At 75.2% G+C, this 15,662-nt stretch carries 13 protein-coding genes; 8 read left to right on the top strand and 5 right to left on the bottom strand.

Translation table 11 applies throughout. The features are described from left to right. Position 1: 1 nt before the first annotated feature. The 3 genes from HNR12_RS08780 to HNR12_RS08770 all read right to left on the bottom strand — a co-directional run bounded on the left by HNR12_RS08780 (position 2) and on the right by HNR12_RS08770 (position 2,682). Positions 2-973 (bottom strand): alpha-ketoacid dehydrogenase subunit beta, encoded by a 972-nt coding sequence (locus HNR12_RS08780; RefSeq protein WP_246425394.1) that lies wholly within the window; start codon positions 971-973, stop codon positions 2-4. A gap of 62 nt (positions 974-1,035) precedes the next feature. Further along, positions 1,036-2,070 (bottom strand): thiamine pyrophosphate-dependent enzyme, encoded by a 1,035-nt coding sequence (locus tag HNR12_RS08775; RefSeq protein WP_179767018.1) that lies wholly within the window; start codon positions 2,068-2,070, stop codon positions 1,036-1,038. A gap of 252 nt (positions 2,071-2,322) precedes the next feature. Continuing rightward, the gene (locus HNR12_RS08770) at positions 2,323-2,682 is read right to left on the bottom strand and encodes a hypothetical protein (protein WP_179767017.1); all 360 of its coding nucleotides are present in this window, start codon (positions 2,680-2,682) and stop codon (positions 2,323-2,325) included. 206 nt (positions 2,683-2,888) lie between these two features. Between HNR12_RS08770 and HNR12_RS08765 the strand changes: the two genes are divergently transcribed. Together HNR12_RS08765 and HNR12_RS08760 are read left to right on the top strand one after the other, a co-directional pair. Continuing rightward, positions 2,889-3,467 (top strand): Lrp/AsnC family transcriptional regulator, encoded by a 579-nt coding sequence (locus HNR12_RS08765; RefSeq protein WP_246425038.1) that lies wholly within the window; start codon positions 2,889-2,891, stop codon positions 3,465-3,467. 127 nt (positions 3,468-3,594) lie between these two features. Next, positions 3,595-4,209, top strand: a complete 615-nt coding sequence (locus HNR12_RS08760; RefSeq protein WP_179767016.1) for a TetR/AcrR family transcriptional regulator — start codon at positions 3,595-3,597, stop codon at positions 4,207-4,209. A gap of 62 nt (positions 4,210-4,271) precedes the next feature. Here HNR12_RS08760 and HNR12_RS08755 read toward each other — a convergent pair whose 3' ends face one another. Next, positions 4,272-5,234 carry a pectate lyase family protein gene (locus HNR12_RS08755; RefSeq protein WP_179767015.1) on the bottom strand — a complete coding sequence of 321 codons (963 nt, stop codon included), beginning with the start codon at positions 5,232-5,234 and terminating at the stop codon, positions 4,272-4,274. A gap of 618 nt (positions 5,235-5,852) precedes the next feature. Between HNR12_RS08755 and HNR12_RS08750 the strand changes: the two genes are divergently transcribed. Then, entirely contained in the window at positions 5,853-8,258 is a 2,406-nt protein-coding gene (locus HNR12_RS08750) for a phosphoketolase family protein (protein WP_179767014.1), read from the top strand. Between the two features lie 52 nt (positions 8,259-8,310). Here the strand turns inward: HNR12_RS08750 and HNR12_RS08745 are convergent, their stop codons facing one another. After that, positions 8,311-10,302: an acyl-CoA dehydrogenase family protein gene (locus tag HNR12_RS08745; RefSeq protein ID WP_179767013.1), complete on the bottom strand. Its 1,992-nt coding sequence runs from the start codon at positions 10,300-10,302 to the stop codon at positions 8,311-8,313. A gap of 190 nt (positions 10,303-10,492) precedes the next feature. On the opposite strand from HNR12_RS08745, the gene HNR12_RS08740 reads away from it, so the two are divergent. From HNR12_RS08740 to egtD, 5 genes are all read left to right on the top strand, one after another. Beyond that, positions 10,493-10,984 (top strand): GNAT family N-acetyltransferase, encoded by a 492-nt coding sequence (locus tag HNR12_RS08740; protein ID WP_179767012.1) that lies wholly within the window; start codon positions 10,493-10,495, stop codon positions 10,982-10,984. 175 nt (positions 10,985-11,159) lie between these two features. Continuing rightward, entirely contained in the window at positions 11,160-12,353 is a 1,194-nt protein-coding gene (gene egtA / locus HNR12_RS08735) for an ergothioneine biosynthesis glutamate--cysteine ligase EgtA (protein ID WP_179767011.1), read from the top strand. Between the two features lie 127 nt (positions 12,354-12,480). Beyond that, on the top strand, positions 12,481-13,881 hold the full coding sequence (egtB, locus tag HNR12_RS08730) for an ergothioneine biosynthesis protein EgtB (protein WP_179767010.1): 1,401 nt from the start codon (positions 12,481-12,483) through the stop codon (positions 13,879-13,881). Between the two features lie 58 nt (positions 13,882-13,939). Continuing rightward, positions 13,940-14,683, top strand: a complete 744-nt coding sequence (gene egtC / locus HNR12_RS08725) for an ergothioneine biosynthesis protein EgtC (RefSeq protein WP_179767009.1) — start codon at positions 13,940-13,942, stop codon at positions 14,681-14,683. Positions 14,684-14,698: 15 nt separating this feature from the next. Beyond that, positions 14,699-15,661, top strand: a complete 963-nt coding sequence (gene egtD / locus HNR12_RS08720; RefSeq protein WP_179767008.1) for an L-histidine N(alpha)-methyltransferase — start codon at positions 14,699-14,701, stop codon at positions 15,659-15,661. The last annotated feature ends 1 nt before the right edge of the window (position 15,662 follow it).

Here is a 15,662-nt window from a genome sequence, read left to right as displayed (position 1 = left end):
GTCAGTACTCCAGGGTGCGCTGGACCGCGAACAGGATGCGGTCGACGGTGGGCAGGTACTGGGGCTCCAGCGGGCCGGCCGGGTAGGGGACGTCGAAGCCTGTGACCCGCTGCACCGGCGCGGCGAGGTCGCGGAAGGCGCGCTCGGTGATCAGCGCGGCGACCTCGCCGCCGAGGCCGGCGGTCAGCGGGGCCTCGTGCACCACCACGGCGCGGCGGGTGCGGGCCGCCGAGGCCGCGACCGTGTCGGCGTCCAGCGGCTTGAGCCAGCGCAGGTCCACCACCTCCAGGTCCACGCCGTCCTCGGCCGCCAGTTCGGCCGCCCGCAGGCAACGGCGCACCATCGCGCCCCAGGCCACCAGCGTGGCGTGGCGGCCCGCACGCACCACGCGGCCGGCGCCCATCGGCGGCGCCGGCGCCGCCGCCCATCCGTCCTCGGGCAGGGGCGCGCGGTCCCAGTAGCGGGCCTTGGGCTCCAGGAACACCACCGGGTCCTCGCAGCGGATCGACTGCAGCAGCAGGTGGTAGGCGTCCAGCGGGTCGGCGGGCGCGGCCACCCGCAGCCCGGGCACGTGGGCGAACAGCGCCTCCAGGCTCTCGCCGTGGTGCTCGGGCGCCTGGATGCCGCCGAAGCTGGGCACCCGCAGCGTGATGGGCATCGGGGCGGCGCCGCGCGAGCGGTAGTGCATGCGCGCCATCTGGTTGACGATCTGGTCGACCGCCGGATAGGCGAACCCGTCGAACTGGATCTCGGGCACGGGCCGCCACCCGTTCATGGCCAGGCCCACCGCCAGGCCCACGATCCCCGACTCGGCGATGGGGGTGTCGAACACCCGGTCGGCGCCGTGGCGGCGCTGGAGGCCGTCGGTGACGCGGAAGACCCCGCCCAGGCGGCCGACGTCCTCGCCGAACACCAGGGTCGCGGGGTCCTCGGCCAGCGCGGTGTCCAGCGCGCGGTTCAGCGCGTCGCGCATGGACGGTCCGGCGGGCGGCGCGGCCGTGCGGCCGTGCTCGGCGGCGGCGGTGGCGGTCGGGCTCATCGGACCTCCTCCTCCCACACCCGCCGCTGGGCGGCCAGGTGCGGCGCGGGCTCGCGGAAGACGTGGTCGAACAGGTCGGTGCCCGGAGGCTCGGGCGCGGCGCTGACACCGTCGCGGATCCGCTCGGCGGCGGCGCGGCACTCGGCCTCGGCCGCGGCGAAGAACGCGGCGTCGGCGGCGCCGGAGGCCTCCATCGCCGCGCGGGCGCGCAGCAGCGGGTCGCGGTCGGCCCACGCCCGCTCCTCGGCGGGGTCGCGGTAGCGGGAGGTGTCGTCGGACGTGGAGTGCGGGTTGGCGCGGTAGGTCAGCGCCTCGATGAGGGTGGGCCCGCCGCCCGCGCGGGCGCGCTCCAGGGCGGTGCGCGTGGCCTCGTGGACGGCGGCGAGGTCGTCGCCGTCGACCGTGACCCCGGGCATGCCGTAGCCGGCGGCGCGCGCGGCCACCGAGCCGCCCGCGATCTGGCGCTCGTTGGGCACCGACAGCGCCCACCGGTTGTTCTGGCAGACGAACACCACCGGCGCGTTCAGCACGCCGGCCAGGTTCATGGCCTCGTGGACGTCGCCCTCGGAGCTGGCGCCGTCGCCGAAGTAGGACACCGCCACCCCGGTGCGCCCGGCCAGCCGCTCGCCCAGCGCCCACCCCACGGCGTGCGGCACCGGACCGCCCACCACGGCGTTGATCGGCGCGAACCGCGAGGTCAGGGGGTTGTAGAGGCCGCCGTGCCACAGCGCCCGGTGGCTGGCCAGGTAGCCGACCATGTCCACGCCCAGGGTGAGGGCCACCGCCATCTCGCGGTAGGTGGGGAACGCGAAGTCGCGCTCGGGGTCCATGGCGGCGGCGCTGCCGACCTGGGCGGCCTCCTGGCCGCGCAGCGACACGTAGGCGGGGAAGACGCCCTGGCGCTGGAGGGCGATGGCCTCGGTGTCGAGCATGCGGGCGGTCAGCATCAGCCGGTACAGGCGGCGCGCCAGGTCGGCGGGCAGGGGCCCGGCGCGGTGGAGGCGGGGGGCGGGCGGCTCGCGGGTCGGCATGGTGGGCTCCCTCGGTCAGCGGACCGGACGGCGGCGCGCGGGCGGACCGCCGGACTGCTTCGATTGTGCGCTCGGGGTCGACACATGTGCCAGATCTTCCGGAAAAGTCGATACACCGGAGTACAGGCGGCGGATAAACATCCGCGATCGTCTAAAATCGGCGGTGTCCGGTGGGGGCCTTCGTGGACACGCCGGAACGGCGCCGCGCGCGGTGGGGGCGCGGGCGCCGCCGAGGGGTGGGACGAACCGCGGCTAGAGGTCGGGCAGCGGGTCCGGCGGCAGCGACGCCGTGCCGAGCAGTTCGGCGTCGCAGGCGTTGACCACCGACACGTACTCGTCGTCGACCTCGAAGGTGTGGCCGCCCAGGTGGAAGGTGGGGATCAGGTGGGTGTCGACCGGACCCAGGCGCACGCCGCGCGGGAACACGTGCCAGATCCGCTTGGGGCGGGTGCGGCTCCAGAACCTGTTCAGCAGCACCGTGATGGCCGAATCGGTCACCACGAAGACGAAGAACATCGACTCGTTCCACGACGCCGGGAAGATGTAGCGGATCTCGGCCCCGGCCGGCAGGAAGCCGCGGGCTCGTTCGCGGACCGACGGGGGGACGGGCATCGGGCCTCCTAGCGGTAGCCGCGCGGGTGCGCCGCGCGCCTGAGACCCATGCTAGATCGCACGGCGGCGCCGGGCCGAGGGGCGCGTTCGCGGATCGGGTGGCGCTGCCGCCGCCCTTATCTCGATAATCAATGACAAAGCAGGCGAAGCCGATGGTCGACCCCGCCCGACCGTCCTTCGACCGAGACCCCCGGGGAGCAACGGGTATGGCCGACGGGCAGTGGCAGGACACCGACCGCAGAGAGGGCGCGGCCGAGGCCGAGCGCCGGAGGCCGCCGCGCTTTGCGGCAGGCGGCGACGACCCCGACCGCCCGCGCGCCCGCGGCGCGCGGCTGCCCGACGCCGTGGACGAGATCATCATCGGCGCACTGGCCGAGGACGCCCGCACCGGCATCACCGAGATCGCGGCCATGGCCAACGTCTCGCGCGCCACCGCCTACAACCGCATCAAGCGCCTGACCGACGAGGGCGTCATCCGCGGCTACTCGGTGGTCACCGACCACGCGCGCATGGGGCTGGGGGTCACCGCGCTGGTGCTGATCTCGGGCAGCCAGCCCGACTGGCGGGCCAACCGCGAGATCCTGTCGTCCTACCCCGAGATCGAGTACTGCTGGTACGTGGTGGGCTCGGCCGACATCGTGCTGCTGGTCCGCGTGGCCGACACCAACCAGCTGCGCGACCTCATCCTCACCCGGCTCCAGGCGCTGCCGGGCGTCACCGCCACCCAGACGCTGACCGTCATCGACGAGGTCGTGCACCGCCCCGTCGTGCGCCCCGCCAACTGACGCCGCGCCGCGTCCGGGCGGTGACGCAGTGCCCGGACGTGCTCTAGCATGCCCCTGACGCCGGGTCCGGGGACCTCTCCCGCACGACCCGGCCAGGAGTCGCGGGCGGACCGGGGGCGGTGCCGACATGGAGACCAGGGCACCGGCCAGAGAGCCGCAGCAGCGGCGCAGCCGCGCCACCCGACAGCGGCTGCTGGAGGCGGCCGTGGAGTGCCTGGCCGAGACCGGCGTGAGCGCCAGCACGCTGGGCGCGGTGGCCGAGCGCGCCGGGGTCTCGCGCGGCGCGGCCCAGCACCACTTCGGCACCCGCGAGCACCTGCTCACCGAGGCGCTGCGCTACATGAGCGGCGCGCGGCTGGCGGAGCTGCGCCGGTGCGGGGCCCGCCTGCCCGAGGGGCCGGGCCGGATCGAGGCCGCCGTGGAGATGCTGGTCGCCACCTACAACGGCACCGAGTTCGACGCCGCCGTGCAGCTGTGGGCCGCGGCGGCGGGCGACCCCGCGCTGCGCGAGCACGTGCTGCCGCTGGAGGAGCACGTCGGCCGCGAGGCGCACCGGGTGGCGGTGGAGCTGCTGGGCGCCGACGAGTCGCGGCCCGGCGTGCGCGAGACCGTGCAGGCCACTTTGGACCTCGCGCGCGGACTGGGCCTGGCCGACCTGCTCACCGACGACAGCGCCCGGCGCGGGCGCATCGTGCGGCAGTGGGCGCGAATGGTGGCCAAGGAGCTGGGGGAGCCGGGGTAGACGGTAAGCGCTTACCCGAGGGGCGCGGGCGCGCCGCGCCCCTCGGGAGGCGAGGGGGAGGGCTACAGGGTCGGGCCCGCCCCGCCCGAGACGATGCCGGGGACGTTCGCGGCGTTGTCCAGGTCGTAGGAGTAGGGCGGCTCGGGGACGGAGCCGGCGGTCTCCAGCGCGCCGGAGCCGTCCAGGACGTTGCCTCGGGCCTCGATGCGGCCGGGGTCGGAGTCGGCGTAGCCCACGTGGGTGGGGTTGTCGACGTTCTCGAAGTAGTTGTTCTCGACCAGCACGCCGGCGTCCATGGTGGAGGCCACGCCGTACTCGGCGTTGTCGCGGTAGTAGTTGTTGTAGACGTGCACGCCGTCGCCGAACCGCACGCGCGGGTGGCGGCTGTCCGAGCCGTCGAAGTAGTTGTGGTGGTAGGTCACCCGCAGGTTGCCCCGGTCGGCGGTGTGGCCGTCGGAGTGGCCCAGCAGCATGGACTTCTCGTGGTCGAAGACGTGGTTCCACGAGATCGTCACGTAGTCGGACTCCCGCTTGACGTCCACGGCGCCGTCGTTGCCGTTGGTGAAGCTGTTGTGGTCGATCCAGACGTTGGTGGACCCGTCCTGGACGTTGATGGCGTCGTCGCCCCAGTCGGAGAACGCGATGTTCTGCACGATGACGTTGTGGGCGTCGTCGATGTCCAGGCCGCCGCCGGTGATCTCGGCGCCGTCGAGGCCGATCACGGTCTTGTCGCTGGTGACGTCGTTCATGCCGTCGAGTTCGATGGTGCCCTGCACCTGGATCGTCAGGGGGCCGTCGCTGGCCATGGCGTCGACCAGGGCGCCGGCGCTGCTGACGGTCACGGTGGCGCCGCCGGCGCCGCCGGTCGTGCCGCCGTTCATGCTCGCCCAGCCCTCGGGCGAGCCCACGGCCTGCGCGGAGGCGGGGGTGGCCAGCGTGCCCGCGATGAGCACGGCGCCCGCGCCGAGGGCGACGAAGGCGCCGAGGGACCGGCGGGTAAGGGTTTTCTCGCTGTTCGTACGCATCAGATCTCCTAGTGGGGGACCGGCCCACCGGGCCGGCGAGTCAAGGAGTCGTGCCCGCGCGGCGGGCTGCTGGAGGGCGGGGGCCCGAGGGGCGCCCCGCCGTGGGAGGGCCGCGGGTACCGGCGGTTGCCCGAAGGCACCCGCCGAAGTGGGGAAACGCCGCGGCCGGCGGTGCGAGACCTCCTGGGGTGAGGTCTTGGGAAGCGCTTTCCAATGGTCCGAAACTTACGTGACCGTTACGCCGGTGTCAACGGGGTGTCATGATCCAATGACGCCGTGCTGTTCCGCGGCCGCATTCACGACCTGCGCCTTTTTCGGAGGCCAATGCGCGCACCTGCGGAATTGCGGAATTTCGTCCAACGGACCGGAGTTCCACCCGCGTGGGCGGGGGCGGCCCGCGTTCTCGATTCCGTACCGTCCCCCGCTCCCGCGGCGTTCAGGTCTTCATCGGCACCTCGGCCCCGTGGTCTGGGGCGCGCACACGCTTCGCGGCGTCCGGCGCGGATTCGCCTGAGTCTCCCCGCCGCCGCCCCCATAACCCACCGCCTCCCGGGTAGGGGAGCAGCGGCCCGGCCGGTGCGGGACGCCGGGTCGTCGCGCTTTGCGAGGGGGAAGCTCATGACGCACACCACCACCACGACCGGCCTCGCGACCGTGCCGGCGCTCAGCGACCTCGAACTGCGGCGGGTGGACCGGTACTGGCGGGCCGCCAACTACCTCTCCGTCGGGCAGATCTACCTGCTGGCCAACCCGCTGCTGCGCGAACCCCTCCGGCCCGAGCACATCAAGCCCCGGCTGCTCGGCCACTGGGGCACCACCCCGGGACTGAACTTCGTCTACGCCCACCTCTCCCGGCAGGTGCGGCGGCGCGGCACGGAGATGATGTGGATCGTGGGCCCCGGGCACGGCGGGCCCGCCGCCGTGGCCACCGCGTGGCTGGACGGCACCTACTCCGAGGTCTACCCCGAGATCACCCGGGACGCCGAAGGCATGCGGCGGCTGTTCCGGCAGTTCTCCTTCCCCGGCGGCGTGCCCAGCCACGTCGCGCCCGAGACCCCCGGCTCCATCCACGAGGGCGGCGAACTCGGCTACGCCCTCTCCCACGCCTACGGGGCCGCCTTCGACAACCCCGACCTGGTCGTGGCGGCGGTCGTGGGCGACGGGGAGGCCGAGACCGGCCCGCTGGCCGGAAGCTGGATGGCCCACCGCTTCGCCGACCCCCGCCGCGACGGCGCCGTGCTGCCGATCCTGCACCTCAACGGCTACAAGATCGCCGGCCCCACCGTGCTCGCCCGCATGCCCGAAGGCGACCTCGTGGCGATGCTTGAGGGCTTCGGCCACCGGCCCTACATCGTCTCCGGCGACGACCCCGCCACCATGCACCAGCACATGGCCCACGCCCTGGACCGCTGCCTGGACGACATCGCCGCCATCCGGCGGCGCGCCCGCTCCGGGGGCGGCCCCGACGGCGACCGCCGGCACATCGAGGCGCGCTGGCCGATGATCGTGCTGCGCAGCCCCAAGGGCTGGACCGGACCCGGCGAGGTCGACGGCATCCCTGTGGAGAACACCTGGCGCGCCCACCAGGTACCGCTCTCCGAGGTGCGCGCCAACCCCGCCCACCGGCGCCAACTGGAGGAGTGGCTGCGCTCCTACCGCCCCGAGGAGCTGTTCGACGAGCGCGGCGCGCCCATGGCCGAGACCACGGCCGTCGTACCCGCCGGCGACCGCCGCATCAGCGCCAGCCCGCACGCCAACGGCGGCCTGCTGCTCAAGGACCTCACCCTGCCCGACTTCCGCGACTACGCCGTCGACGTGGAGCGCCCGGGCTCGGCCGCCACCGAGGCCACGCGCGTGCTCGGCGGCTACCTGCGCGACGTCATGCGGCGCAACCCCCGCACGTTCCGCATCATGGGCCCCGACGAGACCGCCTCCAACCGGCTGGGCGCCGTCTTCGAGGCCACCGGCCGCGCCTGGGACATGGCCCGGCTGCCCACCGACGACGGCGTGGCCCCCGACGGCCGGGTGATGGAGGCCCTCAGCGAGCACCTGTGCCAGGGCTGGCTGGAGGGCTACCTGCTCACCGGCCGCCACGGCCTGTTCAACAGCTACGAGGCGTTCATCCACATCGTGGACTCGATGTTCAACCAGCACGCCAAGTGGCTCAAGGTCTCGCGCGCGCTGCCCTGGCGCCGCCCCGTCGCCTCGCTGAACTACCTGCTCAGCTCGCACGTGTGGCGCCAGGACCACAACGGGTTCAGCCACCAGGACCCCGGCTTCATCGACCACGTGGTCAACAAGAAGCCGGAGATCATCCGCGTCTACCTGCCGCCGGACACCAACACCCTGCTGTCGGTGGCCGACCACTGCCTGCGCTCCCGCGACTACGTCAACGTGGTGATCGCCGGCAAGCAGCCCAACCTCGACTACCTGACCATGGACGAGGCCATCGCGCACAACACCCGCGGCCTGGGCATCTGGGAGTGGGCCAGCACCGACGCCGGCGTGGAGCCCGACGTGGTCCTGGCCTGCGCCGGGGACGTGCCCACGGCCGAGACCCTGGCCGCGGCCAAGCTGCTGCGCGAGCACCTGCCCGAGCTGCGGGTGCGGGTGGTCAACGTCGTGGACCTCATGCGCCTGCAGCCCGCCGAGGAGCACCCGCACGGGCTGCCGCACAGCGCCTTCGACGCGCTGTTCACCGTCGACAAGCCGGTGATCTTCGCCTTCCACGGCTACCCGTGGCTGATCCACCGGCTGACCTACCGCCGCAACGGCCACGCCAACCTGCACGTGCGCGGCTACAAGGAGGAGGGCACCACCACGACCCCCTTCGACATGGTGATGCTCAACGACCTCGACCGCTTCCACCTGGTCATGGACGTCATCGACCACGTCCCCGGGCTGGACGTGCGGGCCGCGCACCTGCGCCAGCGCATGCAGAACGAGCGGCTGCGCTGCCGCGCCTACACCCGCGAGCACGGCGACGACGCGCCCGACATCCGCGAATGGCGCTGGACGCCCTGACACCCGGCTCCGGGCCGCCCCGCCGGACGGGACGGCCCGGAGCCGCCGCGCATCAGCCGGTTGGGGCCGCCTCGTCCGCGCGCCCGGCCGCGTGGGCGCGCTGGGCCTCCTGGCGGGCGGCCTCGGCGCCCAGCGCGATCGGCGCCGCCAGCCACTCGTCGGCCAGCCCGAACGCGTCCACCAGCGTCTCGGCGTGCGGCCGCAGCTCCCGGCACAGCCGGTTGACCTCCTGGGTGACCGTCTTGGCGCGCGTGGCGGTCAGCCGCTCGTGCTCCAGGAACCAGGCGCGGTCCTCCTCGATCACCGACAGCACGTACAGGTCGCACACCTTGTCCAGCAGCGCCTTCGTGCCGCCCTCGGGGCAGCGGTCGATCCCGGCGACGAACGCCTCCAGCACGATCCGGTCGATGTGGGCCCGCCCGGCGGCCAGCACGTGGTCCTGGGCGTCGTTGAACACCGCGAACGCGTCGCCGCCGGCCGACGCCCTGCGCAGCCGCCTGGCCAGGCCGTCCAGGACGTGGCGCTCGCGGTCCTCCAGCACCTTCAGCTGCCAGCCCCGGTCGCGCAGGTCGGAGGCGTCGCCGCGCCCCGGCGCCGCGCTGACCAGCCGCTCGATCAGCGACCGCGCGGCCGTGCGCTCGATGACCGCGCCGAGGAACTGCCCGGCCGCGAACCGCGCCATGCCCATGGGGTCCAGGTCGCCGAACTCCTGGCGGTAGTTGGTCAGCAGGCCCTTGGCCACCAGCTGCAGCAGCACCGTGTTGTCGCCCTCGAAGGTGGTGAACACGTCGGTGTCGGCCTTGAGCTGGGGCAGCCGGTTCTCGGCCAGGTAGCCCGCGCCGCCGCACGCCTCCCGGCAGGTCTGGATCGTGCGGGTGGCGTGCCAGGTGGCCACGGCCTTGAGCCCGGCCGCGCGCGCCTCCAGCTCCCGCTGCCCGTGCTCGTCGTGCAGGCCCTCGCCGCTGTGCCGGTCGTGCAGGGTGGAGACCAGCTCCTCCTGGGCGAAGTGCAGGGCGTAGGTGCGCGCCAGGGCGGGCAGCAGCCGGCGCTGGTGGGCGCGGTAGTCCAGCAGCCGCACCTCCTCGCCGGAGCCGGGGCGGTCGAACTGGCGGCGCGCCTCGGCGTACTTCACGGCGATGGCCAGCGCGGCCTTGGTGGCGCTTCCGGCGCCGCCGGCCACGCTGATGCGCCCGCGCACCAGGGTGCCCAGCATGGTGAAGAACCGCCGGTTGGGGCTCTCGATGGGGCTGGAGTAGGTGCCGTCGGGGGCGACGTCGCCGTAGCGGTTGAGCAGGGCCTCGCGCGGCACGCGCACCCGGTCGAACCACAGCCGCCCGTTGTCCACCCCGTTGAGGCCGGCCTTGGGGCCGCAGTCCTCGATGCGGACCCCGGGCAGGGGGCGGCCCCCGGCGTCGCGGATCGGCACCAGCAGGGCGTGCACGCCGTGGCCCTCGCCCCGGGTGCGCAGCTGGGCGAACACCACCGCGTAGCGGCCGTCGCGGGCGGCGTTGCCGATGTAGTCCTTGCGCGCGGCGTCGTCAGGGGTGGTGACCACGAACTCGCCGGTGGCGGGGTCGTACTCGGCGGTGGTGCGCAGCCGCTGGACGTCGGAGCCGTGCCCGGTCTCGGTCATGGCGAAGCAGCCGGGGATCTCCAGCGACATGATCCCCGGCAGGAACTCGGCGTGGTGGCGCTCGGTGCCCAGGGCCTGCACGGCGCCGCCGAACAGCCCCCACTGCACGCCCACCTTCACCATGAGCGACAGGTCGCACACCAGCATCTCGAAGGCCACCACCGAGCCGCCGACGTCGTCGGCGCCGCCGTGGTCGCCGGAGAAGCCGTAGGACGACATCTCGGTGGCCGCGATCTCCTTGAGCTGGCCGAGCACGCGCTCGCGGTGCTCCTCCACGCCCAGGCCGAACACCGGGCGGAACCGCTCGCCCCGCAGGTGGCGGCGGGCCAGGTCGCGGATGTGCGCCCAGCGGCCGTCCAGCAGCCGGCGCAGGTCGGCCGGATCCGCGGACGGCAGGTCGGGTGACGTCATGCCGGGTACCCCCTTGTGTGGTTTCCTGCACCGTCGTATCACTTGCATCGGGTCCGGGCGCACCGGGGCACGCGGACCCCGCCGGGGGAGCGGGCGCCCGAAGCCCGCGCCCGACCGCTGCCCGGGCGAAGGCCGGTCTACCGCGCGGCGCCGGGCGCCGCCGCGCGCCCGGGGTGGGAAAGAGGACGACATGGCATCCCAGGAGCGGCCCGAGGTGCGTGAGGCGCACCCCGGCGACATCGAGGCGATCGTGGCGCTGGCCGAGGAGCGGCGCGCCGCCTACCGGCCGCACGCGCCGGGGTTCTGGGACCCCGCGCCCGACGCGCGCGACCGCCACCGCGCGCGGGTGGCCCGCCTGGTGGCCGACCCGCGGGCGCTGGTCCTGGCGGCCCGGCGCGGCCCCCGCCTCAGCGGCTGCCTGCTGGCCGTCCCGGGGCCCTCCGCCGAGGTCTACGCGCCCGGCGGGCCCCTGGCCTACGTCGAGGACTTCTGGGTGGCCGACCCCCGCGACTGGTGGGTCAGCGGCACCGCGCTGGTCGAGGCGGCCCGGCCGCGCCTGGCCGCGCGGGGCGCGGTGCGCATGGTGGTGGAGAGCGGCGGCCACGACACGCACAAGCGGGCGTTCCTGTGGCGCTCGGGCCTGTCCCTGGCCTCGGAGTGGTACCAGGCGCCCCTGGCCTGAGCCCGAGCGCGGGCGGGGCCCGGGTAAGGCGCGGCCCACGGCCGCCCCGTGTTCGCGTCGGCGCCGGGTGAATTTCCCGCCGCGTTCGCGCCGCCGTGCCGCCCGGGGGGTTCGGCGGCGGCCGGTACCGGGCAGGGGTAGAGCTACGTCAGCTCCGCCGAGCGAGGAGACGGCCTTGAGCTACCTCACCGAGTCCGACGTGCACGACTACATCAACGGCGTCTGCTTCAAGACCGGGCCGCCCGGCCGCGTCGGCGCCGAAGCCGAATGGCTGGTCACCGACCCCGCCCGCCCAGGCGCACCCGTTCCCATCCGCACCGTCTCGACCGCCGTCGCCCAGGCCGGGCCGCCGCCCGGCGGGAGCGCCGTCACCTTCGAACCCGGAGGGCAGCTTGAGCTGAGCTCGCCGCCCCTCCCCGGCCCCGGGGCCGCCTACGCCGCCCTCGCCGCCGACACCGACCACATCGCCCGCCACCTGAGCGCCGCCGGCCTGCGCCTGGTGGGGGTCGGCCTGGACCCCCGGCGCCCGCCCGTGCGCCAGCTCGCCCAGCCGCGCTACGCCGCCATGGAGCGCTACTTCGACTCCGCCGGGTGCGCCACCGGCCGCCTGATGATGTGCAGCACCGCGTCACTTCAGGTGTGCCTGGACATCGGCGCCGACGCCGCCGACGCCGCACGGCGCTGGCGGCTGGCCCACCGGCTGGGGCCGCTCCTGGTGGCGGCCTTCGCCAACTCCCCGGTCCACCGGGGCCGCGCCACCGGCTGGCGCTCCAGCCGGTGGGCGGTGTGGGAGGGCATCGACCCCTCCCGCACCCGCGCGCCGGGCCGCGGCGACCCGGTCGCCGCCTGGACCGCCTACGCGCTGCGGGCGCGGCTGATGACCATCCGGGCCGACCACGGGCCCTGGGAGGTCGACCCCGGGCTGGCGTTCGGCGACTGGCTGGCGTGCCGCCACCGCCGCCGGCCCACCCGCGAGGACCTCGCCTACCACCTCAGCACGCTGTTCCCGCCGGTGCGCCCGCGCGGCTGGCTGGAGCTGCGGATGATCGACGCCCTGCCCGCGCGCTGGCTGGCGGTGCCCATCGCCGTGGCCGCCGCGCTGCTCGACGACCCCGCGGCGGCCGACACCGCCGCCGAGGCCACCGAGCGGCTGGGCGGCGGCGCCGGGCTGTGGCGGCGCGCCGCCGCCCTGGCCCTGGCAGACCCCGAGCTGGCCGCCTGCGCCCGCACCTGCTTCGCCGCCGCGAGCGCGGCGCTGGAGCGCATGGACGAGGCCGGCCTGGCGGGCGCGGTGGAGGACTACCGGGAGCGCTTCGTGGAGCGCGGCCGCTGCCCCGCCGACCTGCACCACCTGGCGCCGGCGGCCTGACCGCCGGAGCGCCGGCCGCGCGAGGCCCGCGGGCCCGGACCCGCCGCTCCCGCGGCGCCCCGCCCGCACCCCGAGACCCGGCACCGCCGCGCCCGCAGCGCGCCGCGGCGGAAGAGGAGGAGACCACATGACCCGGCCCACGCCCGAACCCGCCCGCCCGCCGGCCGTCGCCGACGGCGCCGCCGGCGAGCGGCTGCGCACCCGCATCGCCGCCGAACTCGACCACGGGCGCCGCCGCAGCGTCGCCCTCACCCTGGAGGCCCTGGACGAGGACGAGCTGCTGGCCCAGCACTCGCCGCTGATGTCGCCGCTGGTGTGGGACCTCGCCCACGTCGGCAACTACGAGGAGCAGTGGCTGGTGCGCGCCGCCGCCGGAGGCGAGGCGCTGCGGCCCGACATCGACGTCCTCTACGACGCCTTCGAGAACCCGCGCGCCGAGCGCGTCAGCCTCCCGCTGCTCACCCCGCGCGAGGCCCGCGACTACAACGCGCGGGTGCGCGCCCGGGTGCTCGACGCCCTGGAGCGCGCCCGGTTCGACTCCGGCGCCCCGCTGCTCGACGGCGGGTTCGTCTACCACATGGTGATCCAGCACGAGCACCAGCACGACGAGACCATGCTGGCCACCCACCAGCTGCGGCGCGGCCGCCCCGTGCTGCCCGGCCTCACCGCGCCGCCGCCCCGGCCCGCCCCCGACACCCGCCGCCCGGCCGAGGTGCTGGTCGAGGCCGGGCCCTTCACCATGGGCACCGACGACGACCCCTGGGCCTATGACAACGAGCGGCCCGCCCACACCGTCGACCTGCCCGCCTTCCGCATCGACACCGCCGCCGTGACCAACGCCGCCCACCTGGACTTCATCGCCGACGGCGGCTACGACGACCCCCGCTGGTGGAGCCCGCGGGGCTGGGAGTGGCGCACCCGCTCGGGCAAGCGCGCCCCCGCCTTCTGGATCCGCGACACCGGCGGCGGCTGGCTGCGCCGACGCATGGGCCGCGTGGAGCCGCTGCCGCCCGAGGAGCCGGTGCAGCACGTGTGCTACTACGAGGCCGAGGCGCACGCCCGCTGGGCGGGCAAGCGGCTGCCCACCGAGGCCGAGTGGGAGAAGGCGGCGCGCCACGACCCCGCCACCGGCGCCTCCCGCCGCCACCCATGGGGCGACGCCGATCCCGCCCCGCGCCACGCCAACCTGGGCCAGCGCCTGCTGCGCCCCGCCCCGGCCGGGGCCTTCCCCGACGGCGCGGCGCCCTGCGGCGCGCTGCAGATGCTCGGCGACGTGTGGGAGTGGACCGCCACCGACTTCACCGGCTACCCGGGCTTTGCCGCGTTCCCCTACCGGGAGTACTCCGAGGTGTTCTTCGGCGGCGACTACAAGGTGCTGCGCGGCGGCTCCTGGGCCACCCACCCCACCGCCGTCCGCGCCACGTTCCGCAACTGGGACCACCCCATCCGCCGGCAGATCTTCAGCGGGTTCCGGTGCGCGCGCGACGCCGACCCCGACGAGGGCGGGCGCCGCGGAGGCGGCCGGTGAGGGCCGTCCGCCGCACCCGCGACGGGGCGCGCCGGCGGGTACGGGAGGCGGCCGCCTGATGTGCCGCCACCTCGCCTACCTCGGCGCCCCCCGCACGCTGCACGACCTGGTCTACGCATCGCCCGCCTCGCTGCTCACCCAGTCCTACGCGCCGCGCGAGCAGCGCCACGGCACCGTCAACGCCGACGGGTTCGGCGTGGGCTGGTACGTCCCGGGCCGCACCGGCCCGCTGCGCTACCGGCGGGCCATGCCGATCTGGGCCGACGCCTCCTTCGCCGACGCAGCCCAGGCGCTCACCACCACGTGCCTGGTCGCCGCCGTGCGCGACGCGACGCCCGGCTTCGGCACCGACGAGTCATGCGCCCAGCCGTTCCGCGCCGACAGCCGGCTGTTCTCCCACAACGGCGCGGCGGCCGACCACGAGGAGCTGGCCGCGCGGCTGGGCCACCCGCTGCCGCGCGGCGTGCTCGACGCCCGCACCCCCGTGGACTCCGCGCCGCTGTTCGCCGCCGCCGTGCGGCTGTGGCGGGCGGGGGAGGAGCTGGGCGCGGCGCTGGCCCGCGTGGCGCGCGAGGCCCGCGCCTGCTCCGCCGGGCGCTACAACCTGCTGGCCGCCGACGGCCGCCGCCTGGCCGCCACCGCCGCAGGCGACACCCTCTACGTCCGCCACGGCTGCGGCGGCGTGTGGCTGGCCTCCGAACCCCTCGACGACGACCCCGCCTGGCGGCGGGTGCCCGACCGGACCCTGGTCACCGCCGACCGGGACGGATACCGCCTGACCGGCATCAGCGCGGTCGACTGAGCAACGGGGGAGCCGATGCTGCGCATCGACCAGTACCTGACAACCGACGACTTGGCCAAGGCCCTGCGCCGCGACGTCGCCGAGGGCCTGGGCTCGCGGCCGCGGTCGCTGCCGCCCAAGTGGTTCTACGACGAGCGCGGCAGCGCGCTGTTCGAGGAGATCACCCGGCTGGCGGAGTACTACCCCACGCGCGCCGAGCGGGCCATCCTGCTGGGCCACGCCCCCGAGATCGCCCGCGCCTCGGGCGCCGACACCCTGGTGGAGCTGGGCGCGGGCTCGGGCGAGAAGACCCGGCTGCTGCTGGACGCGCTGCGCGCCGCCGGGACACTGCGCCGGTTCGTGCCCGTCGACGTCAGCGGCGCGTTCCTGCGGGAGTCGGCCGCCGCGATCGGCGCGGGCTACCCCGGCCTGGAGGTCCACGCCGTGGTCGCCGACTTCGAGCGCCACCTGCACCTGCTGCCCTCCGGCGGCCGCCGCGCCGTCGCGGTCCTGGGCTCCACCTTGGGCAACCAGCCGCCGGACCGCCGCGCGGCCTTCCTCGCCGACCTGCGCGAGGGGTTCGCCGAGGGCGACACCCTGCTGCTGGGGCTGGACCTGGTGAAGGACCCCGCCCGGCTGGTGGCCGCCTACGACGACGCGCGCGGGGTCACCGCCGAGTTCAACCGCAACGTGCTGCGCGTCCTCAACCGCGAACTCGACGCCGACCTGCGCCCGGAGGGGTTCGACCACGTGGCGGTGTGGGACCCCCGCGCGGAGTGGATCGAGATGCGGCTGCGCGCCCGCTCGGCGCAGCGTGCGCGCGTGCGCGCCATCGGCCTGGAGGTCGACTTCGCGGCGGGCGAGGAGGTCCGCACCGAGATCTCGGCGAAGTTCCGCCGCGAGGGGATCGCGGCGGAACTTCGCCGGGCCGGGTTCGGCCTGGAGCACTGGTGGACCGACCCCGCCGGGGACTTCGCGCTGCTGCTGGCGCGCCCCTGAG

This window comes from Streptomonospora nanhaiensis, from assembly GCF_013410565.1.
Lineage (GTDB): Bacteria > Actinomycetota > Actinomycetes > Streptosporangiales > Streptosporangiaceae > Streptomonospora > Streptomonospora nanhaiensis.
Note: the sequence above shows the minus strand (reverse complement) of the source record. Positions and strands in the feature narration are given on the sequence as shown.

Coding starts and splice junctions, on each gene's coding strand:
- HNR12_RS08755 (WP_179767015.1), bottom strand. CDS start 5,234: ATGCGTACGAACAGCGAGAAAACCCTTACCCGCCGGTCCCTCGGCGCC.
- egtC (WP_179767009.1), top strand. CDS start 13,940: ATGTGCCGCCACCTCGCCTACCTCGGCGCCCCCCGCACGCTGCACGAC.
- HNR12_RS08780 (WP_246425394.1), bottom strand. CDS start 973: ATGCGCGACGCGCTGAACCGCGCGCTGGACACCGCGCTGGCCGAGGAC.
- HNR12_RS08775 (WP_179767018.1), bottom strand. CDS start 2,070: ATGCCGACCCGCGAGCCGCCCGCCCCCCGCCTCCACCGCGCCGGGCCC.
- HNR12_RS08740 (WP_179767012.1), top strand. CDS start 10,493: ATGGCATCCCAGGAGCGGCCCGAGGTGCGTGAGGCGCACCCCGGCGAC.
- HNR12_RS08765 (WP_246425038.1), top strand. CDS start 2,889: ATGGCCGACGGGCAGTGGCAGGACACCGACCGCAGAGAGGGCGCGGCC.
- HNR12_RS08750 (WP_179767014.1), top strand. CDS start 5,853: ATGACGCACACCACCACCACGACCGGCCTCGCGACCGTGCCGGCGCTC.
- egtD (WP_179767008.1), top strand. CDS start 14,699: ATGCTGCGCATCGACCAGTACCTGACAACCGACGACTTGGCCAAGGCC.
- HNR12_RS08760 (WP_179767016.1), top strand. CDS start 3,595: ATGGAGACCAGGGCACCGGCCAGAGAGCCGCAGCAGCGGCGCAGCCGC.
- egtB (WP_179767010.1), top strand. CDS start 12,481: ATGACCCGGCCCACGCCCGAACCCGCCCGCCCGCCGGCCGTCGCCGAC.
- HNR12_RS08770 (WP_179767017.1), bottom strand. CDS start 2,682: ATGCCCGTCCCCCCGTCGGTCCGCGAACGAGCCCGCGGCTTCCTGCCG.
- HNR12_RS08745 (WP_179767013.1), bottom strand. CDS start 10,302: ATGACGTCACCCGACCTGCCGTCCGCGGATCCGGCCGACCTGCGCCGG.